Annotated in this window: 16 protein-coding genes; 5 read left to right on the top strand and 11 right to left on the bottom strand. The window is 73.3% G+C overall.

Features of this window, described 5'->3' with window-relative positions; genetic code table 11:
• Positions 1–637 precede the first annotated feature (637 nt).
• From rpmF to rpmG, 5 genes are read right to left on the bottom strand one after another with little or no spacing between them, the layout of a single operon-like run.
• Positions 638–808: a 50S ribosomal protein L32 gene (gene rpmF, locus ACGFMM_RS33075; RefSeq protein WP_393650181.1), complete on the bottom strand. Its 171-nt coding sequence runs from the start codon at positions 806–808 to the stop codon at positions 638–640.
• Between the two features lie 54 nt (positions 809–862).
• Entirely contained in the window at positions 863–1,099 is a 237-nt protein-coding gene (gene rpsR, locus ACGFMM_RS33070) for a 30S ribosomal protein S18 (RefSeq protein WP_393650180.1), read from the bottom strand.
• 56 nt (positions 1,100–1,155) lie between these two features.
• The gene (locus ACGFMM_RS33065) at positions 1,156–2,304 is read right to left on the bottom strand and encodes a CobW family GTP-binding protein (RefSeq protein WP_393650179.1); all 1,149 of its coding nucleotides are present in this window, start codon (positions 2,302–2,304) and stop codon (positions 1,156–1,158) included.
• Positions 2,301–2,549: a type B 50S ribosomal protein L31 gene (locus tag ACGFMM_RS33060; RefSeq protein WP_393650178.1), complete on the bottom strand. Its 249-nt coding sequence runs from the start codon at positions 2,547–2,549 to the stop codon at positions 2,301–2,303. The genes ACGFMM_RS33065 and ACGFMM_RS33060 overlap by 4 nt, the downstream gene beginning before the upstream one ends.
• Positions 2,550–2,595: 46 nt before the next feature.
• Positions 2,596–2,760, bottom strand: a complete 165-nt coding sequence (gene rpmG, locus ACGFMM_RS33055) for a 50S ribosomal protein L33 (RefSeq protein WP_007267663.1) — start codon at positions 2,758–2,760, stop codon at positions 2,596–2,598.
• Positions 2,761–2,841: 81 nt separating this feature from the next.
• On the opposite strand from rpmG, the gene rpmB reads away from it, so the two are divergent.
• From rpmB to ACGFMM_RS33030, 5 genes are all read left to right on the top strand, one after another.
• Positions 2,842–3,078: a 50S ribosomal protein L28 gene (gene rpmB, locus ACGFMM_RS33050; protein ID WP_393650177.1), complete on the top strand. Its 237-nt coding sequence runs from the start codon at positions 2,842–2,844 to the stop codon at positions 3,076–3,078.
• Positions 3,078–3,383: a 30S ribosomal protein S14 gene (rpsN, locus tag ACGFMM_RS33045; RefSeq protein ID WP_393650176.1), complete on the top strand. Its 306-nt coding sequence runs from the start codon at positions 3,078–3,080 to the stop codon at positions 3,381–3,383. The genes rpmB and rpsN overlap by 1 nt, the downstream gene beginning before the upstream one ends.
• A gap of 271 nt (positions 3,384–3,654) precedes the next feature.
• A complete protein-coding gene (locus tag ACGFMM_RS33040; protein WP_393650175.1) occupies positions 3,655–4,557 on the top strand; it encodes an MBL fold metallo-hydrolase in 903 nt (300 codons plus the stop codon).
• A gap of 490 nt (positions 4,558–5,047) precedes the next feature.
• Positions 5,048–9,547 carry an aminotransferase class I/II-fold pyridoxal phosphate-dependent enzyme gene (locus ACGFMM_RS33035; protein WP_393650174.1) on the top strand — a complete coding sequence of 1,500 codons (4,500 nt, stop codon included), beginning with the start codon at positions 5,048–5,050 and terminating at the stop codon, positions 9,545–9,547.
• Positions 9,544–10,365 carry a class I SAM-dependent methyltransferase gene (locus ACGFMM_RS33030; protein WP_393650173.1) on the top strand — a complete coding sequence of 274 codons (822 nt, stop codon included), beginning with the start codon at positions 9,544–9,546 and terminating at the stop codon, positions 10,363–10,365. Before ACGFMM_RS33035 ends, ACGFMM_RS33030 begins: the two co-directional genes overlap by 4 nt.
• Positions 10,366–10,540: 175 nt before the next feature.
• On the opposite strand, the gene ACGFMM_RS33025 is transcribed toward ACGFMM_RS33030, so the two are convergent.
• The 6 genes from ACGFMM_RS33025 to ACGFMM_RS33000 are packed head-to-tail and all read right to left on the bottom strand — an operon-like array spanning position 10,541 to position 17,408.
• Complete coding sequence (locus ACGFMM_RS33025; protein ID WP_393650172.1) at positions 10,541–11,341, bottom strand: PIG-L deacetylase family protein; 801 nt, start codon at positions 11,339–11,341, stop codon at positions 10,541–10,543.
• Positions 11,323–13,260 (bottom strand): glycosyltransferase family 4 protein, encoded by a 1,938-nt coding sequence (locus tag ACGFMM_RS33020; RefSeq protein WP_393650171.1) that lies wholly within the window; start codon positions 13,258–13,260, stop codon positions 11,323–11,325. The genes ACGFMM_RS33025 and ACGFMM_RS33020 overlap by 19 nt, the downstream gene beginning before the upstream one ends.
• Positions 13,257–14,699 carry a lipopolysaccharide biosynthesis protein gene (locus ACGFMM_RS33015; RefSeq protein ID WP_393650170.1) on the bottom strand — a complete coding sequence of 481 codons (1,443 nt, stop codon included), beginning with the start codon at positions 14,697–14,699 and terminating at the stop codon, positions 13,257–13,259. The genes ACGFMM_RS33020 and ACGFMM_RS33015 overlap by 4 nt, the downstream gene beginning before the upstream one ends.
• Positions 14,696–16,222 (bottom strand): glycosyltransferase family 4 protein, encoded by a 1,527-nt coding sequence (locus ACGFMM_RS33010; protein ID WP_393650169.1) that lies wholly within the window; start codon positions 16,220–16,222, stop codon positions 14,696–14,698. The genes ACGFMM_RS33015 and ACGFMM_RS33010 overlap by 4 nt, the downstream gene beginning before the upstream one ends.
• A gap of 5 nt (positions 16,223–16,227) precedes the next feature.
• Complete coding sequence (locus ACGFMM_RS33005; protein WP_393650185.1) at positions 16,228–17,046, bottom strand: glycosyltransferase; 819 nt, start codon at positions 17,044–17,046, stop codon at positions 16,228–16,230.
• Complete coding sequence (locus ACGFMM_RS33000; protein WP_393650168.1) at positions 17,046–17,408, bottom strand: hypothetical protein; 363 nt, start codon at positions 17,406–17,408, stop codon at positions 17,046–17,048. Before ACGFMM_RS33000 ends, ACGFMM_RS33005 begins: the two co-directional genes overlap by 1 nt.
• Positions 17,409–17,477 lie beyond the last annotated feature (69 nt).

Below are 17,477 nucleotides of genomic sequence, written 5' to 3'. Positions count from 1 at the left end.
GGCCCGCCCCCCCCGGGGGGGGGGGGGCCCCACCGCCCACCGGGGGCCGCCCCCCCCCCCCCCCCCCCCCCCCCCCCGCGGGGGGGGGGGCCCCCCCCCCCGGTCCGGCGGCGAATGCCCAACTCCCGTACCCACCGGGCGTAGTAACAGGAGCCTTCAGGCCGGCCGCCTTCCAGACCAGAGCCTCGGCGTACGCGCGCGGGGACACTCGGACCGGCGGCCGGCCCGGCCAACTGCCCGTGTACCAGAGGTATGTGACTGCCCGGGCGGCCTCCCGCAGTTCGCCGTCGGTGCGCTCACCCAGCACCTCGTAGGGCTCCCGCAGCTCGCCGAGGAGTCGGGCGTACCGATCCGCGCCGAGCCGCTGCGCCGTGAACGCCCGGTAGACCTCCGTCAGTCCGGTGGCCTCCAAGTCCGCACCGTCGAAGCCGGTCAGCCGCGCCGACACGGCACTGAAGCGATATGTCTCGTCTGTGATGGGCACGCGGGCATCGGTGCCCGGCTGCCCGCCGGTCCATACACCCCCCCCGGAAGGGCTTGATCTCGACACCGGACGCTCCCTCACAGGACTGGCGCTGCACAACGGTGTGTTCGATGTGCGTTCGTAGGTGCGATGTGGGGCGTCGTCGGCGGCTGCTCAGTCCTCGGGGCGGAGCAGGCCGCGCTTGTACGCCTTCACCAGGCGCTGCGGCACCTGGTACACCGAGCCGTCGACCGTGACCGGGGCCAGCTGAGGCGTGGTGGCCTTCCACTGGGCCCGGCGGTGGCGAGTGTTGCTGCGGGACGTCTTCCGCTTGGGAACGGCCATGGGTACTCCTGGGTGAGTCGGGTGGTGGCTTTGGCGACGGGCCGCTGTCGGGCTTTAGCGCGTGCCGTACGGGAGCAACGCCATTTCGCGGGCGTTCTTGATCGCTGCGGCGAGGTGTCGCTGCTGCTGGGCGGTGACGCGGGTGACGCGGCGGCTGCGGATCTTGCCGCGGTCGGAGACGAACTTCCGCAGCAGATCGGTGTTCTTGTAGTCGATGTACGTGATCCCTGCTGCGTCCAGCGGGTTGGGGCGGGCCTTGAGCGGCTTGTGGGGGTTCTGGCGGCGTGCCATGTCTGTTGTTCCTTGTGGGGTTCGGGTCGTCGGGTCGTTGGGGCGTACGGCTCGCGCTAGACGTGGTCGAGGAGGGAGTCGAACGCGGCCGGGAGGGATCGCCATGCCTCGGGTCCCGCCGCGTATTCGGCGTCGGTGAGGAGGCAGGAATCGAGGAGCCGTTCCAGGCCGTGGCGGTCGAGGCCGGGGGAGGTGAAGACCAGGTGCTGGCAGCAGTCGCCGTGTTCGGGGTGCCAGTCGAGCGAGGCGGCCGCCCGGCGCATCGGCGGTACCAGCTCCCAGGCGGCGTCCGGCAGGGACGCCAGCCACGGGCCGGCGTTCTCCACGCACAGGGCGCCGCCCGCCGCGTCCCAGGCCAGCAGGGTGTCGGGGCGGTCGGCGAGCCAGAACCGGCCACGGCTGCGGGCGGCCGCGCAGCACAGGTCCTCCAGCGCCTCGTACAGGCGCTCGGGGTGGAAGGGGCGACGGCGGTGCCAGACGAAAGTGGTGACGCCGGCCTCGTCGGCCTCCTGGGGGAGCAGGGCGCAGGCCGGGTGCTGGGCGGCGGCCGCCGTCTCCACGTCGAAGCCGGCGAAGGCCAGCGCGGCCAGCTCGCCGGACTCGGCGTCCACCCGTCGGGCGGTCGGGTGGAGTTGGGCGAGCAGGGCGCGGTCCTCGTCGTGGGCTTCTCCGCTGTCGACGAGGGCGAGTACGGGCGCGTACTCGAGCTGCCGCGCCCAGGTGTCTCCGACGGTGCGCCGGTCGGTGGCGGCCGCCGCGAGGCCGACGTCGGCCAGGTCGTCGCCGTTGACGAGGTACGGCAGGACGAGGGCCGGGTCGACCGCGGTGATGACGCCCGTGAGGTCGAGTACGCCGGCGCCGTGCGCGGCGATGACCTCGGCCATCGCCTTGGGCTCGACGGAGTCCCACAGTTCGACGACGGCCAGCCGGGTCCGGCCGGCCGGGCTGCTGCCGGCCAGCCGTTCCAGCTCGGGGACCAGGTCCTCGCGCAGCGCGCAGCAGGCGCAGTCGTTGACGAGGGGCGTCTCGCCCCGGGACAGCTCGCCCGAGGCGTCGCGCACCACGCGCCGCACGGTGCCCTGCGCTGCCGTGGCCAGGTCGTGGTGGAGGGCGACGCTGCCGGGGACGGTGCGCAGCAGCCGGTCCACGACTTCCTTGCGGGCGTCCGAGTGGAGCCCGCCGACGATGACGACGGGCAGGGTCACGCCGTGCTCCCGTACCGGCGCTGGAAGCGCTCGACGCGGCCGGCGGTGTCCAGGACGCGGGCGGTGCCGGTGTAGAAGGGGTGGCTCTGCGAGGAGATCTCGACGTCGACGACGGGGTAGGTGTTGCCGTCCTCCCACTCGACGGTCTTGTCGCTGGTAGCGGTCGAGCAGGTGAGGAAGGCGAAGTCGGCGGCCTTGTCGCGGAAGACGACGGGGCCGTAGGCGGGGTGGATTCCGGGCTTCATGACGCGGTCCTTCAGGCGGGGGGCGGGGCGGTGGTGCGGGCGGGGGTCAGCGCTCTTCGCGGAAGTCGACGTGCCGGCGCACCACCGGGTCGAACTTGCGCAGCACCATGCGGTCGGGATCGTTCCGCCGGTTCTTGCGGGTGACGTAGGTGTAGCCGGTGCCGGCTGTGGAGCGGAGCTTGATGATCGGGCGTACTTCGTTGCGTGCCATGCCGCTACTATACGGGAATGGAAATCGTTTTCAATAATGATTCCGGCAACGACCTCCTTCCAGAGAGGGGCAGGTAGCACCTTGTCCGCCCACTGTCAGCTGACCGGCGCCCGACCGGGCTTCGGCAACAACATCTCCCACTCGCACCGGCGTACCTCCCGCCGCTTCGACCCCAACGTCCAGCGCAAGCGTTACTGGCTGCCGAGCGAGGGGCGTCACGTCCGCCTCACGCTGAGCGCGAAGGCGATCAAGACCGTCGACGTGATCGGCGTCGAGGCCGCGGTCGCGCGGATCCGCGCGCGGGGGGTGAAGGTCTGATGGCCAAGAAGAGCAAGATCGCGCAGAACGAGAAGCGCAGGGCGATCGTCGCGCGGTACGCCGCGAGGCGCGCCGAGCTGAAGGACGTCCTGCGACGGCCGGCCTCGACGGAGGCCGAGCGGGGCGCGGCGCTGGCGGAGCTGCGCAAGCAGCCGCGGAACGCGAGCGCCACCCGGGTCCGTAACCGCGACAGTGTGGACGGCCGTCCCCGCGGGCATCTGCGGAAGTTCGGGCTCTCGCGCGTCCGGATGCGTGAGCAGGCGCATGCCGGATTCCTGCCCGGGGTCACCAAGTCCTCCTGGTAGCAGCCGCCTTCGGCGAGCAGGCGCGGGTCCACACCTCCGGCGGGGTGTGGACCCGCGTGCCGTTCGCCGGAGCGATCAGGGCCAGGCCCGGCGGCGCCGGGCCGTAGGAGACCAGGAAGTCCGTTGAGGAGGCGGCCGTGGTCCCGCATGCGCTGGAACCGCGCCGGGGCGGCGGCCGCGGCTCCGGCCAGGTGACCGGGGACGCGACTGGCGGCGCCGATCCGGGGGCAGCATGGTCGAGTCCCGACCGGATATCAGATCGACAGGTGCGATGACCACGGACAGGAACATCACCGGATACACGGAAGTCGCCTACGGGGGAGTCGGCGTGCTCGTCGGCCCCGACCGGGGCGCCTACCCGTACGGCAACTCCCTGCTCGTACGGGGCACGACGGAGACGCTGGTCGTCGATCCGTCCCTGTCGCTCGTGGCGGCGGCCCCACCCGCGGACGTGGTCCTCGTGAGCCACGTGCACGAGGACCACATCGCGGGCCTCGGGAGCTACGACGTGCCGGTGCACGTCCATGAGGGCGAACTCGACGCGCTGCGCTCCCGTGCGGCCCTGATCGCCGGGCTCGGAGTCCCGCCGGAGGCGTTCGAGGCCGTCGACGCGATGCTGCGGGACGAGTTCCACGTGCACGGGCGTCCGGACGCCACGGGATTCGAGGACGGCGCCGTGTTCGACCTCGGCGGGCGTACGGTGACCGTCGTGCACCTCCCCGGCCACACCGTGGGCCACTGCGGCTTCCTCGTCGAGCCGGACGGCTTCCTGTTCATCGCGGACATCGACCTGACGTCGTTCGGCCCGTACTACGGCGACGCCGGCAGCGAACTGGCCGACTTCGAGGCGTCGATGCGCCGCTGCCGCGAGATCGACGCGCGCTGGTACGGCACGTCGCACCAGAAGGGCGTGATCGAGGGCGCCGACGAGTTCCGGCGCCGGCTCGACGCCTACGCAGCCGTGGTCGAGCAGCGGGAGGCCGCCCTACTGGCCCTTCTCGGCGAGCCGCGGACCGTCGACGAGATCGTCGAGCACCGGCTGGTCTACCGGGCCCATGTCGAGGGGCCGCATGTACGGCCGGTGGAGCGCCGGACCGCGGTGCAACACCTGGACCGGCTGCTGAGCGGAGGACGGGTCGTGGAGGTCGAGCCGGGACGGTTCCGGGCGGCCTAGCCCAGGCGGAGCCGGCCGAGGGGGCGTCGGTAGCTCTGCGAAATCGTCCGGCTACTTACCGCTAGGTCCGCGGGCGTTGCCGCGGTAGTGCGGCGGAACCAGACGGGGGCATGCCCATGGCCATCATCGTCACCTTCGAACTCCCTGGCGCGGGGCAGGAGTTGTACGACACGGTCATCGAGCGGGTGACCGGCGGTCAAGGCTCACGCGGTTCGCCGCTATGCCGACCTGCAGCCCACCATCATTCCGGCGCACAACGTCGTCGTCCGGTAAGGGCGTGCGGGTGGCCCGGCCCCTGCCTGGGCGTCCGTGGTCGGGGTGACGATTCGCCGTTGGTTCGAGGGCAGGGCAAAGTGGTGTATGAGTGCATATAAGTGCCACGTATGACGGCAGTCCTGCTCGTCGGCGGGTGAATGTGCGGGTACACGAATCGGACCGAGAGCCCGCCCGTGCCCATGGAGTCCTCCATCTGGCACGGGCGCGGTGGACGATGCACCGGCGGCATCTCGCGCACGCGGTCGCCACGGCGACGCCGCTGCAGCGCTGGTCGGCCGTCTACGTCGTGGTCGTCGCGGGGCTGGTCGCCGCGTACCTCACCGTGCCGTCCCGGCACACCGTGCTGTGGGCCCTGATCGGGCTCTCCGGCGTCGCCGCGATCCTGACCGGCGTCCGTATCCACCGGCCGGCCAAGAGCTGGCCCTGGCTGCTGCTGGCCGCCGCCAACTTCACGTTCGTCGCCGGTGACACCGTCTACAACACGCTGGAGGGGTTCTTCGGCCTGACCCGGCCCTTCCCGTCCCCGGCGGACGCGCTCTATCTCGCCACGTACCCGCTCTTCGCCGTCGGCCTGTACGGCTTCATCCGGTACCGGGCCGTCGGCCGCGACCTCGCGGTCGCCCTGGACGCGCTCATCCTGACCTCGGGGCTCGCCCTGCTGTCCTGGGTGAACCTGATCACCCCGCTCGCCAACATGCCGGACATGACGTGGGTGGAGAAGGCGATCTCCATCGCCTATCCGCTGGGTGACGTGCTCATGCTGGCCATGGCCGCCCGGCTCCTCGTCGGCGGCGGCCTGCGCTCCCGCTCCGTGCAGCTCCTCACGCTCGGCACCTGCGGCATCCTCGCCTCCGACGTCGTCTACGGCATCCTCCAGCTCCGCGGCACCTGGCAGGTCGGCACCGTCCTCGACCTCGGCTGGGTGATCTTCTTCACCGCGTGGGGCCTGGCCGCCCTGCACCCCACGATGACCGGCCTCACCGAACCCGCGCCCGTGGCGACCGGCGCCGGGGCGGAGCGCCGGTTCCTGCTGCTCGGCGCCGCCTCCCTGGTCGCTCCCGTCCTGCTGCTGTACGAGGCCTTGCGGCGGGAGCAGCCGCGTGACATCGCGGTCATCGCGATCTTCTGCGCCCTGATGTTCCTGCTGGTCCTGGTCCGCCTCTGGCACATGATGGCCGGCTTCCGCCGGGCCGAGGCGCGCGAGCGCAGCCTGCGCGTGGCCGCGGCCTCGCTGGTCGCCGCCCTGAGCCCGCGCGAGGTCGCGAGCGCCGTGGAAGGCGCCGCCGCCACCCTCTTCGGGCCCGGCGTGCAGCACCGGGCGATCCTGTTCGTCCGCGGCCCACGCGGACTCCTGCACGCCGTGCCCACCCCGGACCACCAGTGGGACTGCGCCGTCTCCGCGCTCTCCACCGCCCCGCGCGCCCAGCTCTCCGAGCTGCTGGAGCACGGCCGGAGCGTCTGCCCCACCGCCTCCCTCCAGCCGGCCGTGGTCGAGGCCCTCGGGGCCGACGCCTTCGTCACCATGCCGGAGGCGCTGCTGTGCCCGCTGGCCCTGCAGGCGCCCGCCGCCGGCGAGGCCCTGCCGGGCGTGCTGCTGTTCACCGGCCCCGAGAAGAAAATCGGCCAGATAGCCCGCGCCGCCCAGTCGCTCGCCTCCCAGGCCGCGCTCGCCGTCGAACGGTTCGGCCTCAGCGAGGAGGTCAGCCGGCGCACCAGCGAGGCGTACTTCCGGACCCTCGTGCACAACACCTCGGACGTCATCCTGATCGTCGACGACGACAACACCGTCCGGTACGCCAGCCCCTCCGCCGACAGCATGTTCGGCCGCGGCCTGGTCCCCGGCACCCCGCTCGTCGACCTGCTCTCCCCCCGGGACTCCGGCGGAGCGCTGCGCGCCCTGCACGAGGTGCGGGCCCGGGAGGACCCGGACTTCCGCGACGACTGGCGTGTGGTGCGCGGAGACAGCAGCCATCTGGAGGTCGAGGTCCGCTGCAGCAACCTGCGCCACGAGCGGACCGTCCACGGCCTGGTCCTCACCCTCAGGGACGTCACCGAGCAGCGGGTCCTGGAGCGCGAGCTCACCCACCGGGCGTTCCACGATTCCCTCACCGGCCTGCCCAACCGGGTGCTGCTCCTGGAGCGCATTGAGCGGGCCCTGCTGCGCGGCCGCCGCGAGTCCACGCTGACCTGCGTGCTCTTCGTCGACCTCGACGACTTCAAGATCGTCAACGACACCATGGGCCACTCGGTCGGCGACGAACTCCTGGTCGCCGTCGCCCGCCGGCTCACCTCCGCGCTCCGGCTCAGCGACACCGCGGCCCGGCTCGGCGGCGACGAGTTCGCCGTCCTCATCGAGGGCGCCCGGGAGGTCCGCGACGCCGAGTCCCTGGCCTCGCAGATCGTGAGCACGCTCAGCCGGCCCTTCCACCTCACCGACGGCGCGGTGTCCGCCTCCACCAGCGTCGGCGTGGCGACCACCCGCGACAGCGGCGACGTCGAGGAACTCCTCGGCCACGCCGACCTCGCCCTGTACGCGGCGAAGGCGGCCGGCAAGAAGCGCTGGCGGGTCTTCGAACCCGACCAGCACACCGGCCTGATCGCCCGGCACGAACTCCAGGCCGGCCTGGACACCGCCATCGCCGAGCACGCCTTCGCCCTGCGCTACCAGCCGATCATGGACGTGGCGAGCGGCGCGCTCGCCGGGTTCGAGGCCCTCGTCCGCTGGCCGCACGAGCGCCGCGGCATGGTGCCCCCGGAGCAGTTCATCACCCTCGCGGAGGAGAGCGGCCACATCACCCCGCTCGGCGCCTGGGTCCTGGAGCACGCCGCCGCGGAGATCGCCCGCTGGCAGCGCCTGCTGCCGTCCCAGCCGCTGTACGCCAACGTCAACGTCTCCGCGCGCCAGTTCCGCGACCCGGGTTTCCTCGACGAGGTGCGCCGCGTCCTGGACACCTCCGGGCTGGCCTCCGGCTCCCTCGTCCTGGAGCTGACCGAGACCGTGCTGATGCGCCAGGACGACCAGATCCGCATCACCATGCGGGAGCTGAAGGAGCTCGGGGTGACCATCGCCATCGACGACTTCGGCACCGGGTTCTCCTCGCTGAGCTACCTCCGGGACTTCCCCATCGACATCCTCAAGGTCGACAAGTCGTTCATCGACGACATCCCCACCGACCACCAGCAGGTCGCCCTCGTCGAGGGCATCGTCCGCATCGCCGACGTCCTGGGCCTGCGAGTGGTCGCCGAGGGCATCGAGAACGAGGACCAGCGCGCCCTGCTCGCCGGGATGGGCTGCCAGTACGGGCAGGGCTTCTACTACGCGAGGCCGATGGCCGCCCGCGAGGCCGAGCGCTTCCTGTACGAGGCCCCCTCCCCGCCTGCGGAGCAGCCGTCCCGGCCCGCGCGCCGCCTCCCCGCCGTACCGGCCGCCGCGCCGCCCGTCAGCCGGGAGCCGAAGTGGCGCGACCTGGAACGGCTCCGGGAGCACACCCGGATGTGCGACGCGGTCATCGACGAGGTCAGCGGACGCCGCCTCCGGGTCGGCGACGAGTGGCTCACCGACTTCGCCTCCTGCAACTACCTCGGCTTCGACCTCGAACCCGAGATCATGGACGCCATCACCCCGCAGGTCAGACGCTGGGGCACCCACCCCAGCTGGTCGCGGCTGATCGGCAACCCCCGCCTCTACCCGATGATCGAGGAACGGCTCTCCGAACTGCTCGGCGCGCCCGACACCCTGCTCCTGCCGACCATCACCCTGATCCACCAGTCCGTGATCCCGGTGCTCGCCGACTCCGGGCAGGTGTTCGTCGACGCGACCGCGCACCGCACCGTCTACGACGGCTGCGTGGCCGCCCGCGGCCAGGGCGCGACCGTCCGGCGCTTCCACTCCGACCGCCCGGACGAGCTGGCCGCGCTGCTGCGCGAGGCGCCCTCCACCGGCCCCCGCCTGGTCTGCATGGACGGCGTCAACAGCATGAGCGGCAACTTCCCCGACCTGCCGGAACTGGCCGGGATCTGCCGCGAGCAGGGCGCGCTGCTGTACGTCGACGACGCCCACGGCTTCGGCCTGATCGGCGAGCGCCGGCCCGACGAGACCTCCCCCTGGGGCGCCCGCGGCAACTGCATCGTCCGGCACTTCGGCGAGTCGTACGACGGCATCGTCGTCGTCGGCGGGTTCTCCAAGGCGTACTCGTCGCTGCTCGCGTTCCTCGCGGTCCCCGAGGGCCTGAAGAACCACCTGAAGGTCGCCGCCGCCCCCTACCTGTACTCCGGCCCCTCGCCGACCGCCTCCCTCGCCACCGCGCTCGCCGGGCTCGACGTCAACGACCGGCGCGGCGACCTGATCCGCGGCGACCTGCACCGCAAGACGGCCCGGGTGCTCGACCACATCCGCGGCCTCGGCGTCGTCACCCCCAACACCGACGGCCTGCCGATCATCGAACTGCCGCTGCGCGAGGGCGAGAGCCTGGAGGAGGTCGCCGCCCTGCTGTGGGCCCGCGGCATCTACGTCACGCTGGCCGCCTATCCGCTCGTCCCGCGCGACCAGGTCGGCTTCCGGGTCCAGGTCACCGCCGCCAACACCGACGAGGAGGTCGACCAGCTCAACGCCGCGCTCACCGAGCTGGCCGAGAACGAGTCGCTGCGCCGCACCGCCGACGAGCCGGCCCGGCGGGCCGAGGCGGCGGCGGAGGCCGAAGGACGGCGCCGGTGACCGGGCCGCCCGCCGGTGGACCTCCCGGCGACTCCGGCTCCGGCTCCTCCGGCTCCCGGCGCAACCGCGAGGCCGACTGGCACGCCTGGCCCGTGGACGACTACCTCGCCGAGAACTACCGGCAGCTGCACCCCGTCGACCGGGGTGTCATCGCCCACCACTCCGCGTTCTACCGGCAGTTCCCGCCCGGCACCCTCGCCCGGACCCTGGAGTTCGGCGCCGGGCCGAACCTGTATCCGCTGATGCTCGCCGCCGGAGCCGGCCGCCGCATCGACGCCCTGGAGCCCAGCGACGCGAACGTCGCCTATCTGCGGGCCCAGTTGACCGACCCCGACGCCAGCTGGGAGCCGTTCTACGCGGTGTGCCGCGGTCTCGACCCGGGCCTCCCGGAGCGGCTCACCGAGGCCCTGGCCCGGGTGCACGTGGTCCACGGGGACGCCCGGTCCGTGGCGCCCGGGACGTACGACGCCGCCTCCATGAACTTCGTCGCCGAGAGCGTGACCGAGGACGCCGCCGAATTCCGGGACCTGTGCGTCCTGTTCATCCGGTCCGTCCGCCCCGGCGGCCGGCTGGTCGCCGCGTTCATGGAGAACATGCCGAGCTACCGCATCGGCACGGGACCGAGGTGGCCGGCGATCCCGGTGGACGAGGACATCGTCCGCGCCGTGTTCGCCCCGCACACCGAGGGCCTGCGGATCACCCGGCTCGGCAAGGACCGCACGCTGCCCGAGTACGGCGACAGCGGTGTCGTCCTGCTGCGGGCCGCCCGCACGCCGGACCCACCGGACGGACCGAACGCGCCGGACGTCAGCCCCTGAGCCGACGACCAGTCGCGGATCGCGGAATTCTTCGATGCATGGATATTCACCCGATTGTCTTCGGAACTGCAGCCGCTGTCGGGTGATGTGCCCGGCCCGTCCACGTACCAGTCGTACCGGCGCGCCGCCTGCTCCTCGGCGAACGGCCCGCCCGACGGTGGGGAGTTGAGCAGGGTCAGGGCGTCTCTGCCTGGGCCCGGCCGGGCAGGAGGTACACCTCGGGCACTCGAGGGATGCCTTGAGGGAACAGGGCGTCCGCCTGCGAGCGGTATCCGCGGATCAGCTCGGCCTTGTCGTCCAGGCCGGACTCCCAGGTGCGGCGCACCAGGGAGTGGCGGCCGGCGAACGCCGGGTCCACGTCCTGCTCCTGGTTGTACGGGAAGTCGCTGTAGTAGACGACGTGCTGCCCGCTGCGCTCGGCGACCTCGCGGACCAGCACATGGTCGGCGTGGCCGCCGACGGCCATCGGCGCGAGCACCACGGCCGGGCCGCGCGAGGTCAGCTCGGACAGCACGCCGGCGACCTCGCGGACCGTCTCCGCGTCGTGCGGGGAGACCCGACCGGCGCTCAGGTGCAGCCGGTACGTGGGGTAGACGTGGCCGAATTCGGGCACGCCCCGGGCCAAGGCCCGGCGTCCGGGCCCCTGCTCGGGCCTGCGGCGGAACAGCCCGTCCTGCAGGCCGGCGTGCTGCCAGGCGACGCCCATCGCGGCGAGCACCGTCCGGTCCTCGGCCCGCCGGGACGCGTACAGCTCCTCGGCGTCGGTCGCCCCCGTCTGGCGCAGATAGCGCCGTGCGGACAGCGTGTGCGGCGGCGGGCCGCAGTGCGTGAACAGGGTCGCCACCGTCACCGGGGTTCCGGGGGGCAGCCGGGTCAGCAGCGCTCCGCAGGAGAGCACAGCGTCGTCGAGGTGGGGGGAGAGCACGACCAGCGGGGTGCCGGCCGCGAGCTCTTCGGTCAGTCGGTCGGCGGCCATGACGGCCTCCCTTCGCCGGCCGGCCGGCCGTGGCCGGGCCGCTCGGAGTTCGTGGGCCCCGGACCGTGGCTGTCCGGCTCGCCCCTGTCCGGACCGCCCGTGTCCGGCCCGTCCGTGTCCGGGTCGCCCGGTTCCCGGCCTTCGGTGTCCGGGCCGTTCCCGGAGCCGAGGAGGTTGTGGGTGAGAGACACGTACCGGCCCGTCATCTCCTCCCAGGTGTAGCGCTGCGCGGCCTGCCGGGCCTTGCGGCCGAGCCTGCGCCGCCACTGCGCGTCCGCCGCCAGCATGCGCAGCCCGTCGGCCAGCGCGTCCACGTCGAACGGCGGCACGCCGACCTCGCCGCCGTCCCGCATCCAGTGCAGCGACGGCAGCGCGAAGTGCAGCACCGGCTTGCCGTACGACATGCCCTCCAGCGCGACGAGTCCGAAGGTCTCGTGCCGCGACGGCATCACCAGGAAGGCGCTGTCGCGCAGCAGGACGTGCTTGCGTTCCTCGTCGGCGTGGCCCAGCCAGCGGACGTCGCCGCCCATCCGGTCCAGCAGTGCCTTGAGCTTGCGCTCCTCGGCCTCGGTGCCACTGCCGGCGATCAGCAGAGGCAGCGCGGGACGGCCCCTGCGGTACGCGGCGAGCAGCAGGTCGAGGCCCTTCTCGTAGATGTCGATCCGGCCGAGGTACAGGATGTACTCGCCCTCGCCGAGCCGGGAGTCGTCCACCTCCTGCTGCTCCACGCCGTTGGCGATCACCTGGACGTCCGCCCGGGGGTTGATGCGCCGCACGGTCGAGGCGTCCGCCTCGTTCATCACGACGATGTTCCGGTAGCAGCGCAGGCCGATCCGCTCGATCAGGAAGAACGGGATGTGGTACTTGTGCCACAGGACCTCGCCGCTGCGGCCCTGGTCCACGCCCACGACCTGCGCGCGCGAGAACAGCGGCAGGAAGCTCGTGGAGAACGGCGGCGAGAAGCTCTCGATCCACACGTCGTGCGGGATCCGGCGGGCCGCGAGCGGCAGCAGCGCCTGGAACAGCACCTGTCCGAACCGGGGCCCCGCCCAGCACACCGGCAGATAGACGTACCGGATGCCGTCGCGGATGCGGGTCCCGCCGCGGCGGCCCGCCGTGACGACGGTCAGCCGGAAGTCCTCGGCCAGCCGGCGGGCCATCTTGTCGACCACCAGGGCCCCGCCGCCGCGGTAGTCCGGGTTGCCGGCATCGTCGAACGTCGACACGACGATCCGTCGCGGGCGGGCACCGGCCTCGGCGCGCCGCCGGGCGGAGACCTCCCGGCTCCGTTCGGTGTCGAGGACGAAGTCGAGGGCGTCCCGCGCGAGCACCGCCGGCGGAGCCTCGCCGTCCAGCGGTGCCACGTCGGGCAGCCGGTGCGCCCACGCCTTGTAGCGTTCCCTGAGGGCGTGCGGCGAAGGCCAGTTCCTGGCCCAGCCCCGGGCCGCCAGAGTCGCCGCGGAGACCTCCAGGAGGAGTGTCAGATCGCGGTTTCGGGAGAGCGAGGAGTACAGCGCCGCGACGGTCGACCCCGGGTTCGGGTCGAAGGAGGCGAGGGCGTCGAGCGGGCCGCCGTCGGTCACGACGACGGCGGGCCGCCCGTGCGCCCGGACCCGTACCAGCAGCCGGGCGGCCCCGGTACGGGCGGAGAGCTCCGCGGCGTGGACGAGAGCGTGGGCGCGCCGACGGCGCGAGCGCGAACGCACGGGACCGTACCGGCGGTGCGCCCACTCCTCTTCCCTTTCCCTCACTCGCGGTGGTCCGTTGAAGCGGTGACACAGGAAGCAGACATGGCCCCGCGCCGTGCCGACGCCGAATCCGCGGGACCTCAGGAGCGCCGCGAGCCGGCGCACCAGGGACGACGTGCCGGAGCGGGCCGGGCCGGACACCGTGACGAGCAGGACTCCCTCGGTGTTCATCGCGGCCTCCTCGGAGCGGTCTCCGGGACCGGCGGGCGGGTCCGCCCCAGCCGGTCGCCGCGGCCGAAGAAGCGCCACACCGCCAGGGCGGCCGTCAGCGAGGCGGCGATGAGCCACCCGACGACGTACGGCCGCACCACGACCAGGACGCCGGCCAGAGCCAGCGGTTCGAGCAGCAGCGCCTTTGACGGCAGCGCGAGCCCGACGCGGTGCACCTGACGGTGGACCAGCAGCGCGAGAGCCACGACGCTGCCGCAGACCGCGCCGATCGCCATGCCGGTCACACCGCCGGTGTGCCAGCCGATCAGCAGCGCGGCGACGTAGCCGACGAGGCCCGCCAGCAGCCGGCGCAGGCACCCGTAGTCGCTCGCGGCCTGCGAGAAGGTCACGACGAGACTGAGCCCGCCGAGCGCCAGGCCGGACAGCGCGGTGTACACCATCAGGGCGCTCATCGAACCGTAGTCGGAGGGGAAGACGGTGGTCAGCACGGCGCCGGGTGCCGTGGCGCAGACAGCGGCCAGCGGCAGCGCGACGATCACGTACATGCCGAGGGCGCTGGCGGCGAGCGAGGAGCCCGCCCGGCGCCGGACCAGCGCGGGCAGGAAGGCCAGCGCGACCGCGCCGGCGAGGAACAGCGGGATGCGGCCGATCATGACGCTCGCCTGGTAGCTCGCCGCGGCGGCCCGGTCGGTGGGCAGCACCGCCACCAGCACCATGTCGACGGCCACCATCACGGCGACGACCCCCTGCAGGGACGCCACGCCGACGGCGCGCCGCCACAGGTCGCGCTGCGCGCTCACCTTGAACAGGGGCCGCTCGCTGCCGCGGATCCGGCGAGGGAAGTACACCACCCACGGCAGGACCGCGATGCCGAACGCCGCGAGGGCGCCGGTGTCGCTCAGGCCGAGCGCGGCCACCAGCAGCAGCCCGACGACCAGCTTGAGCACGGCCTCGCTCGTGCTCACGGCGGCCAGCGTGCGCAGGCGTTCGGTGCCCTGCAGCCAGCCGACGGTGACCCGGGTGACGTAGATCAGCAGAGTGGTCGTCGCCAGGACCAGCGTGGTCGCGGGGCCCGCGAACTGCATGGCCACCGCGGCAACCGCGGCCGCGGCGAGCAGCCCGCCGGCCGCGCCGGTGACGACGGCGAAGCGGACCGCGTCGCCGCGTTCCTCCTCGCTCGCCGCCCGGGCCAGCGACTGGGCGAGCATCCACGGCACGGTCACCACGGCGATCGCGGCGGTGCACAGGATCAGACTCTGGCCGGCCGCGAACGTCGCGTACGCGGAGACGTCCAGGAGCCGCGTGAGGAGCAGCGCGTAGAGGTAGTTGAGGGCGCCGACGACCACCGCGGAGGTCGCGATCCAGCGGGCTCCGCGTACTGCGGTGAGCTCGTCCTGGAGCGCTGCCTCGCGCCCGGTGGCCTGTTCGGCGTAGGTCATGCGGCGTCCCTCCCCGTGCCCACGAGGACGTCCCGGCCGCTCGCCAGGGTGACGGTGGCGTCGTGCACGTCGAGCCGGCGCAGGGCGTTCAGCGCCCGCAGTTCGTCGCAGCCGTGCAGCAGCAGCCGGAAGGTGTTGCCCTGGCGGCTCCACGCGTCGGTCTGCCGCAGCGAGCGGCGCACCGCTCGCTCGGTGGAGTCGGCGTCCCGCACGGTGAAGCGGCTGAGCACGGTCAGATCGCTCGGGTTGCGCCGGGAGCGGCGGTGCCGGTGGACCCGGTGCACCTCCTCCAGGACGACGCGGGCGAGCCGTTCGGCGCTGTCGTCCCAGGAGAACGAGGCGGCCCAGGCCCGGCACCGGTCGGCGGCGCGCTCGCGCGCGGCGGGCTCGGCGAGCCCGGCCAGCGCCTCGGCGATGCCCGCGGCGAGGTCGGCGCCCTGGGTCAGCAGCCAGCCGTTGCGGCCGGGTTGGACGGCGTCGCGCAGTCCCGGGACGTCGTACGCGAGCGCGGGCGTCCCGGCGGCGTTGGCCTCGATCACGGTGAGCCCCCAGCCCTCGGCGACCGACGGGACGACGGTCAGCCAGGCGCGGCCCAGCAGTTCGCGCTTGCGCCGCTCGGTGACCCGGCCGTGCAGCACGACCGCGTCCCCGACGCCGAGTGCGGCGGCCAGCTCGCGCAGCCGGGGCAGTTCGTCGCCGTCGCCGCAGATGTCCACCCGCAGGTCGGGGTGACTGCGCAGCAGCATGGGCACGGCCTCTACGAGCAGGTCGACGCGCTTGTGCGGCACGAGACGGCTGACGACCGTCACGGCGGGGGTACGGCTGCGCGGCGGCAGGTCGCGCGGGTCGGCGGCGGGGCGCGGAGCGCCGTTGGGCACGATGTGGATCGGGTTGGGGAAGCCGAGTTCGCGCCGGGCGCCCTCGCGGGTCGAGGGGGAGACCACGACCACCGGGCGGCCCCGGTAGACCAGGCGGCTGATCTGCTTCTCCAGCAGCCGCCCCACCGCGTTCAGGGGCCAGTGGAAACGCAGGTCGAACTGGCGCTGGTGGACGTGGTGGATGACGCAGATGTCCGCGGTCCAGTGGGGGGTGAACAGCGGGGAGAAGAACGGGATGCCGTTCTGGAAGTCGACAACCGCGTCGTAGGCGTGCCGGTTGCGCAGCAGGTGGTGGGCGGCGGCCGCGTACACCCCGAAGGTCCCGCCGCCGCGCAGGAAGCGGATGCCGTCGTGGATCTCGGCGGCCGCGGATCCGGGGTGGCGGGCGGAGAACAGCGTGACCCGGGCGCCGGCCTCGGTGAACCGCCGGGCCATCTCGTAGCAGTACGCCTCGGCGCCGCCGGCCTGCGGGTGCGTGGGGTCGCGCCAGTTCAGGAAGGCGATGTCGGTCCGCGCCAGCTGGGCGAGCGCCGTGGCGGGCCGCGGCGCGGGCGCCGGGGCGTGCTCCGGGGCCGGTCCGGCGTGCTGGGCCGGGCTGCGCTGCTGGGTCGGGCTGCGCGGCTGGGTCGGGTCGGGCGCGGTCATGGTGCTCACCTGGCCATCGAGATCCGCAGGAGATCGGCCATGGAACGCAGACCGTCGCGTCCGGCCGAGAAGGTCGAGCCCGGTACGTCCGTCCAGACGACCGGCACCTCGACGACGTCGTCTCCGGCCCGCAGCACCCGGGCGAGCAGCTCCACGTCGAAGGCGAAGCCGTCGACGTGGCAGTGCCCGGCGATCTCGCGGGCCAGCGGACCGGAGAAGAACTTGAAGCCGCACTGGCTGTCGGCGATGTCCGGCAGCGTCAGGTGCGCGAGTGCGCGGAACATCCACCCGCCGGCCCGCCGCAGCGCCGTCTGCTCGACCGCCCGGCGTGCCCCTTCGGTCTCCCGCGAGGCGATCACGGCGCCGTGCCCCTCCTCGAGCAGCTCCATCACGGGCCCGAGGGTGGTGATCGGGGTGGCGTTGTCGGCGTCGGCGAAGCCGATGTACCGCGCGGCGGACGTCAGGATGCCCCGCCGGACGGCGGCGCCCTTGCCCTGGTCGCAGCAACCGATGACATGTACCGCCACGGGCGAGTCCGCGAAGCGTTCCAGGGCCTCCAGCGTGCCGTCCACGCTGTTGTTGTCGACCACGACCACCGCCGACGACCAGCTCTGTGCGGCGAGGTACGCGGTGGTGGCCCCGAGCGTCGAGGGCAGCCGGCGGCGCTCGTTGAACGCCGGGATGATCACCTCGAGATCGACCGGGGGCCGGACGAGCCGGGCGGTCAGGGGCTCCGGCGCGGGCGCGGCGAGGCGCTCGCGGGAGCGCAGGGGGGCGGGTCCAGGTGCGAGTCCGGGGGCGTGGGAGGGCAGCACGGACACCATCACGCGTCGCCTCCTTCGAGGGCGCAGTGGTGGGAGACGGGGCGGGAGGAGAGCCCGGCGGCGCGGGCACGGCAACGGCGCGACGCGCTCAGGGAGCGGCGGGTCGCGCCGGGGGAGTGATCGGCTGGATGGCCGTCGGAGTCGTCCGCTCGTCGCGCGTGCGCATGGCGCACGGCGGAGCGGGTGCGACGGCGGCGCGCGGCGGTGCGCGGTACGCGCACCTCGGTGCGGCAGAGCGGGGCGGCGACGCGCAGCCGGTCGGACGCGCGCCTGCCCGGGCGGCGACGGGCCCGGCGCCGGCGGTCTCCGGAGCCGGTGGCCGCGTCACGGCGGCGGGGTGCGGCGGCAGGCCAGTCGGTCACCCGCCGCAGGGGATGCGGTGCGGGTGCCACCGTCACGCGGTGGGCGTGTGAGCGGGACACGAGTCGCCT

The sequence above is a fragment of the Streptomyces sp. NPDC048604 genome (assembly GCF_043199435.1).
In the GTDB taxonomy this organism is placed as follows: Bacteria; Actinomycetota; Actinomycetes; order Streptomycetales; family Streptomycetaceae; genus Streptomyces.
Note: the sequence above shows the minus strand (reverse complement) of the source record. Positions and strands in the feature narration are given on the sequence as shown.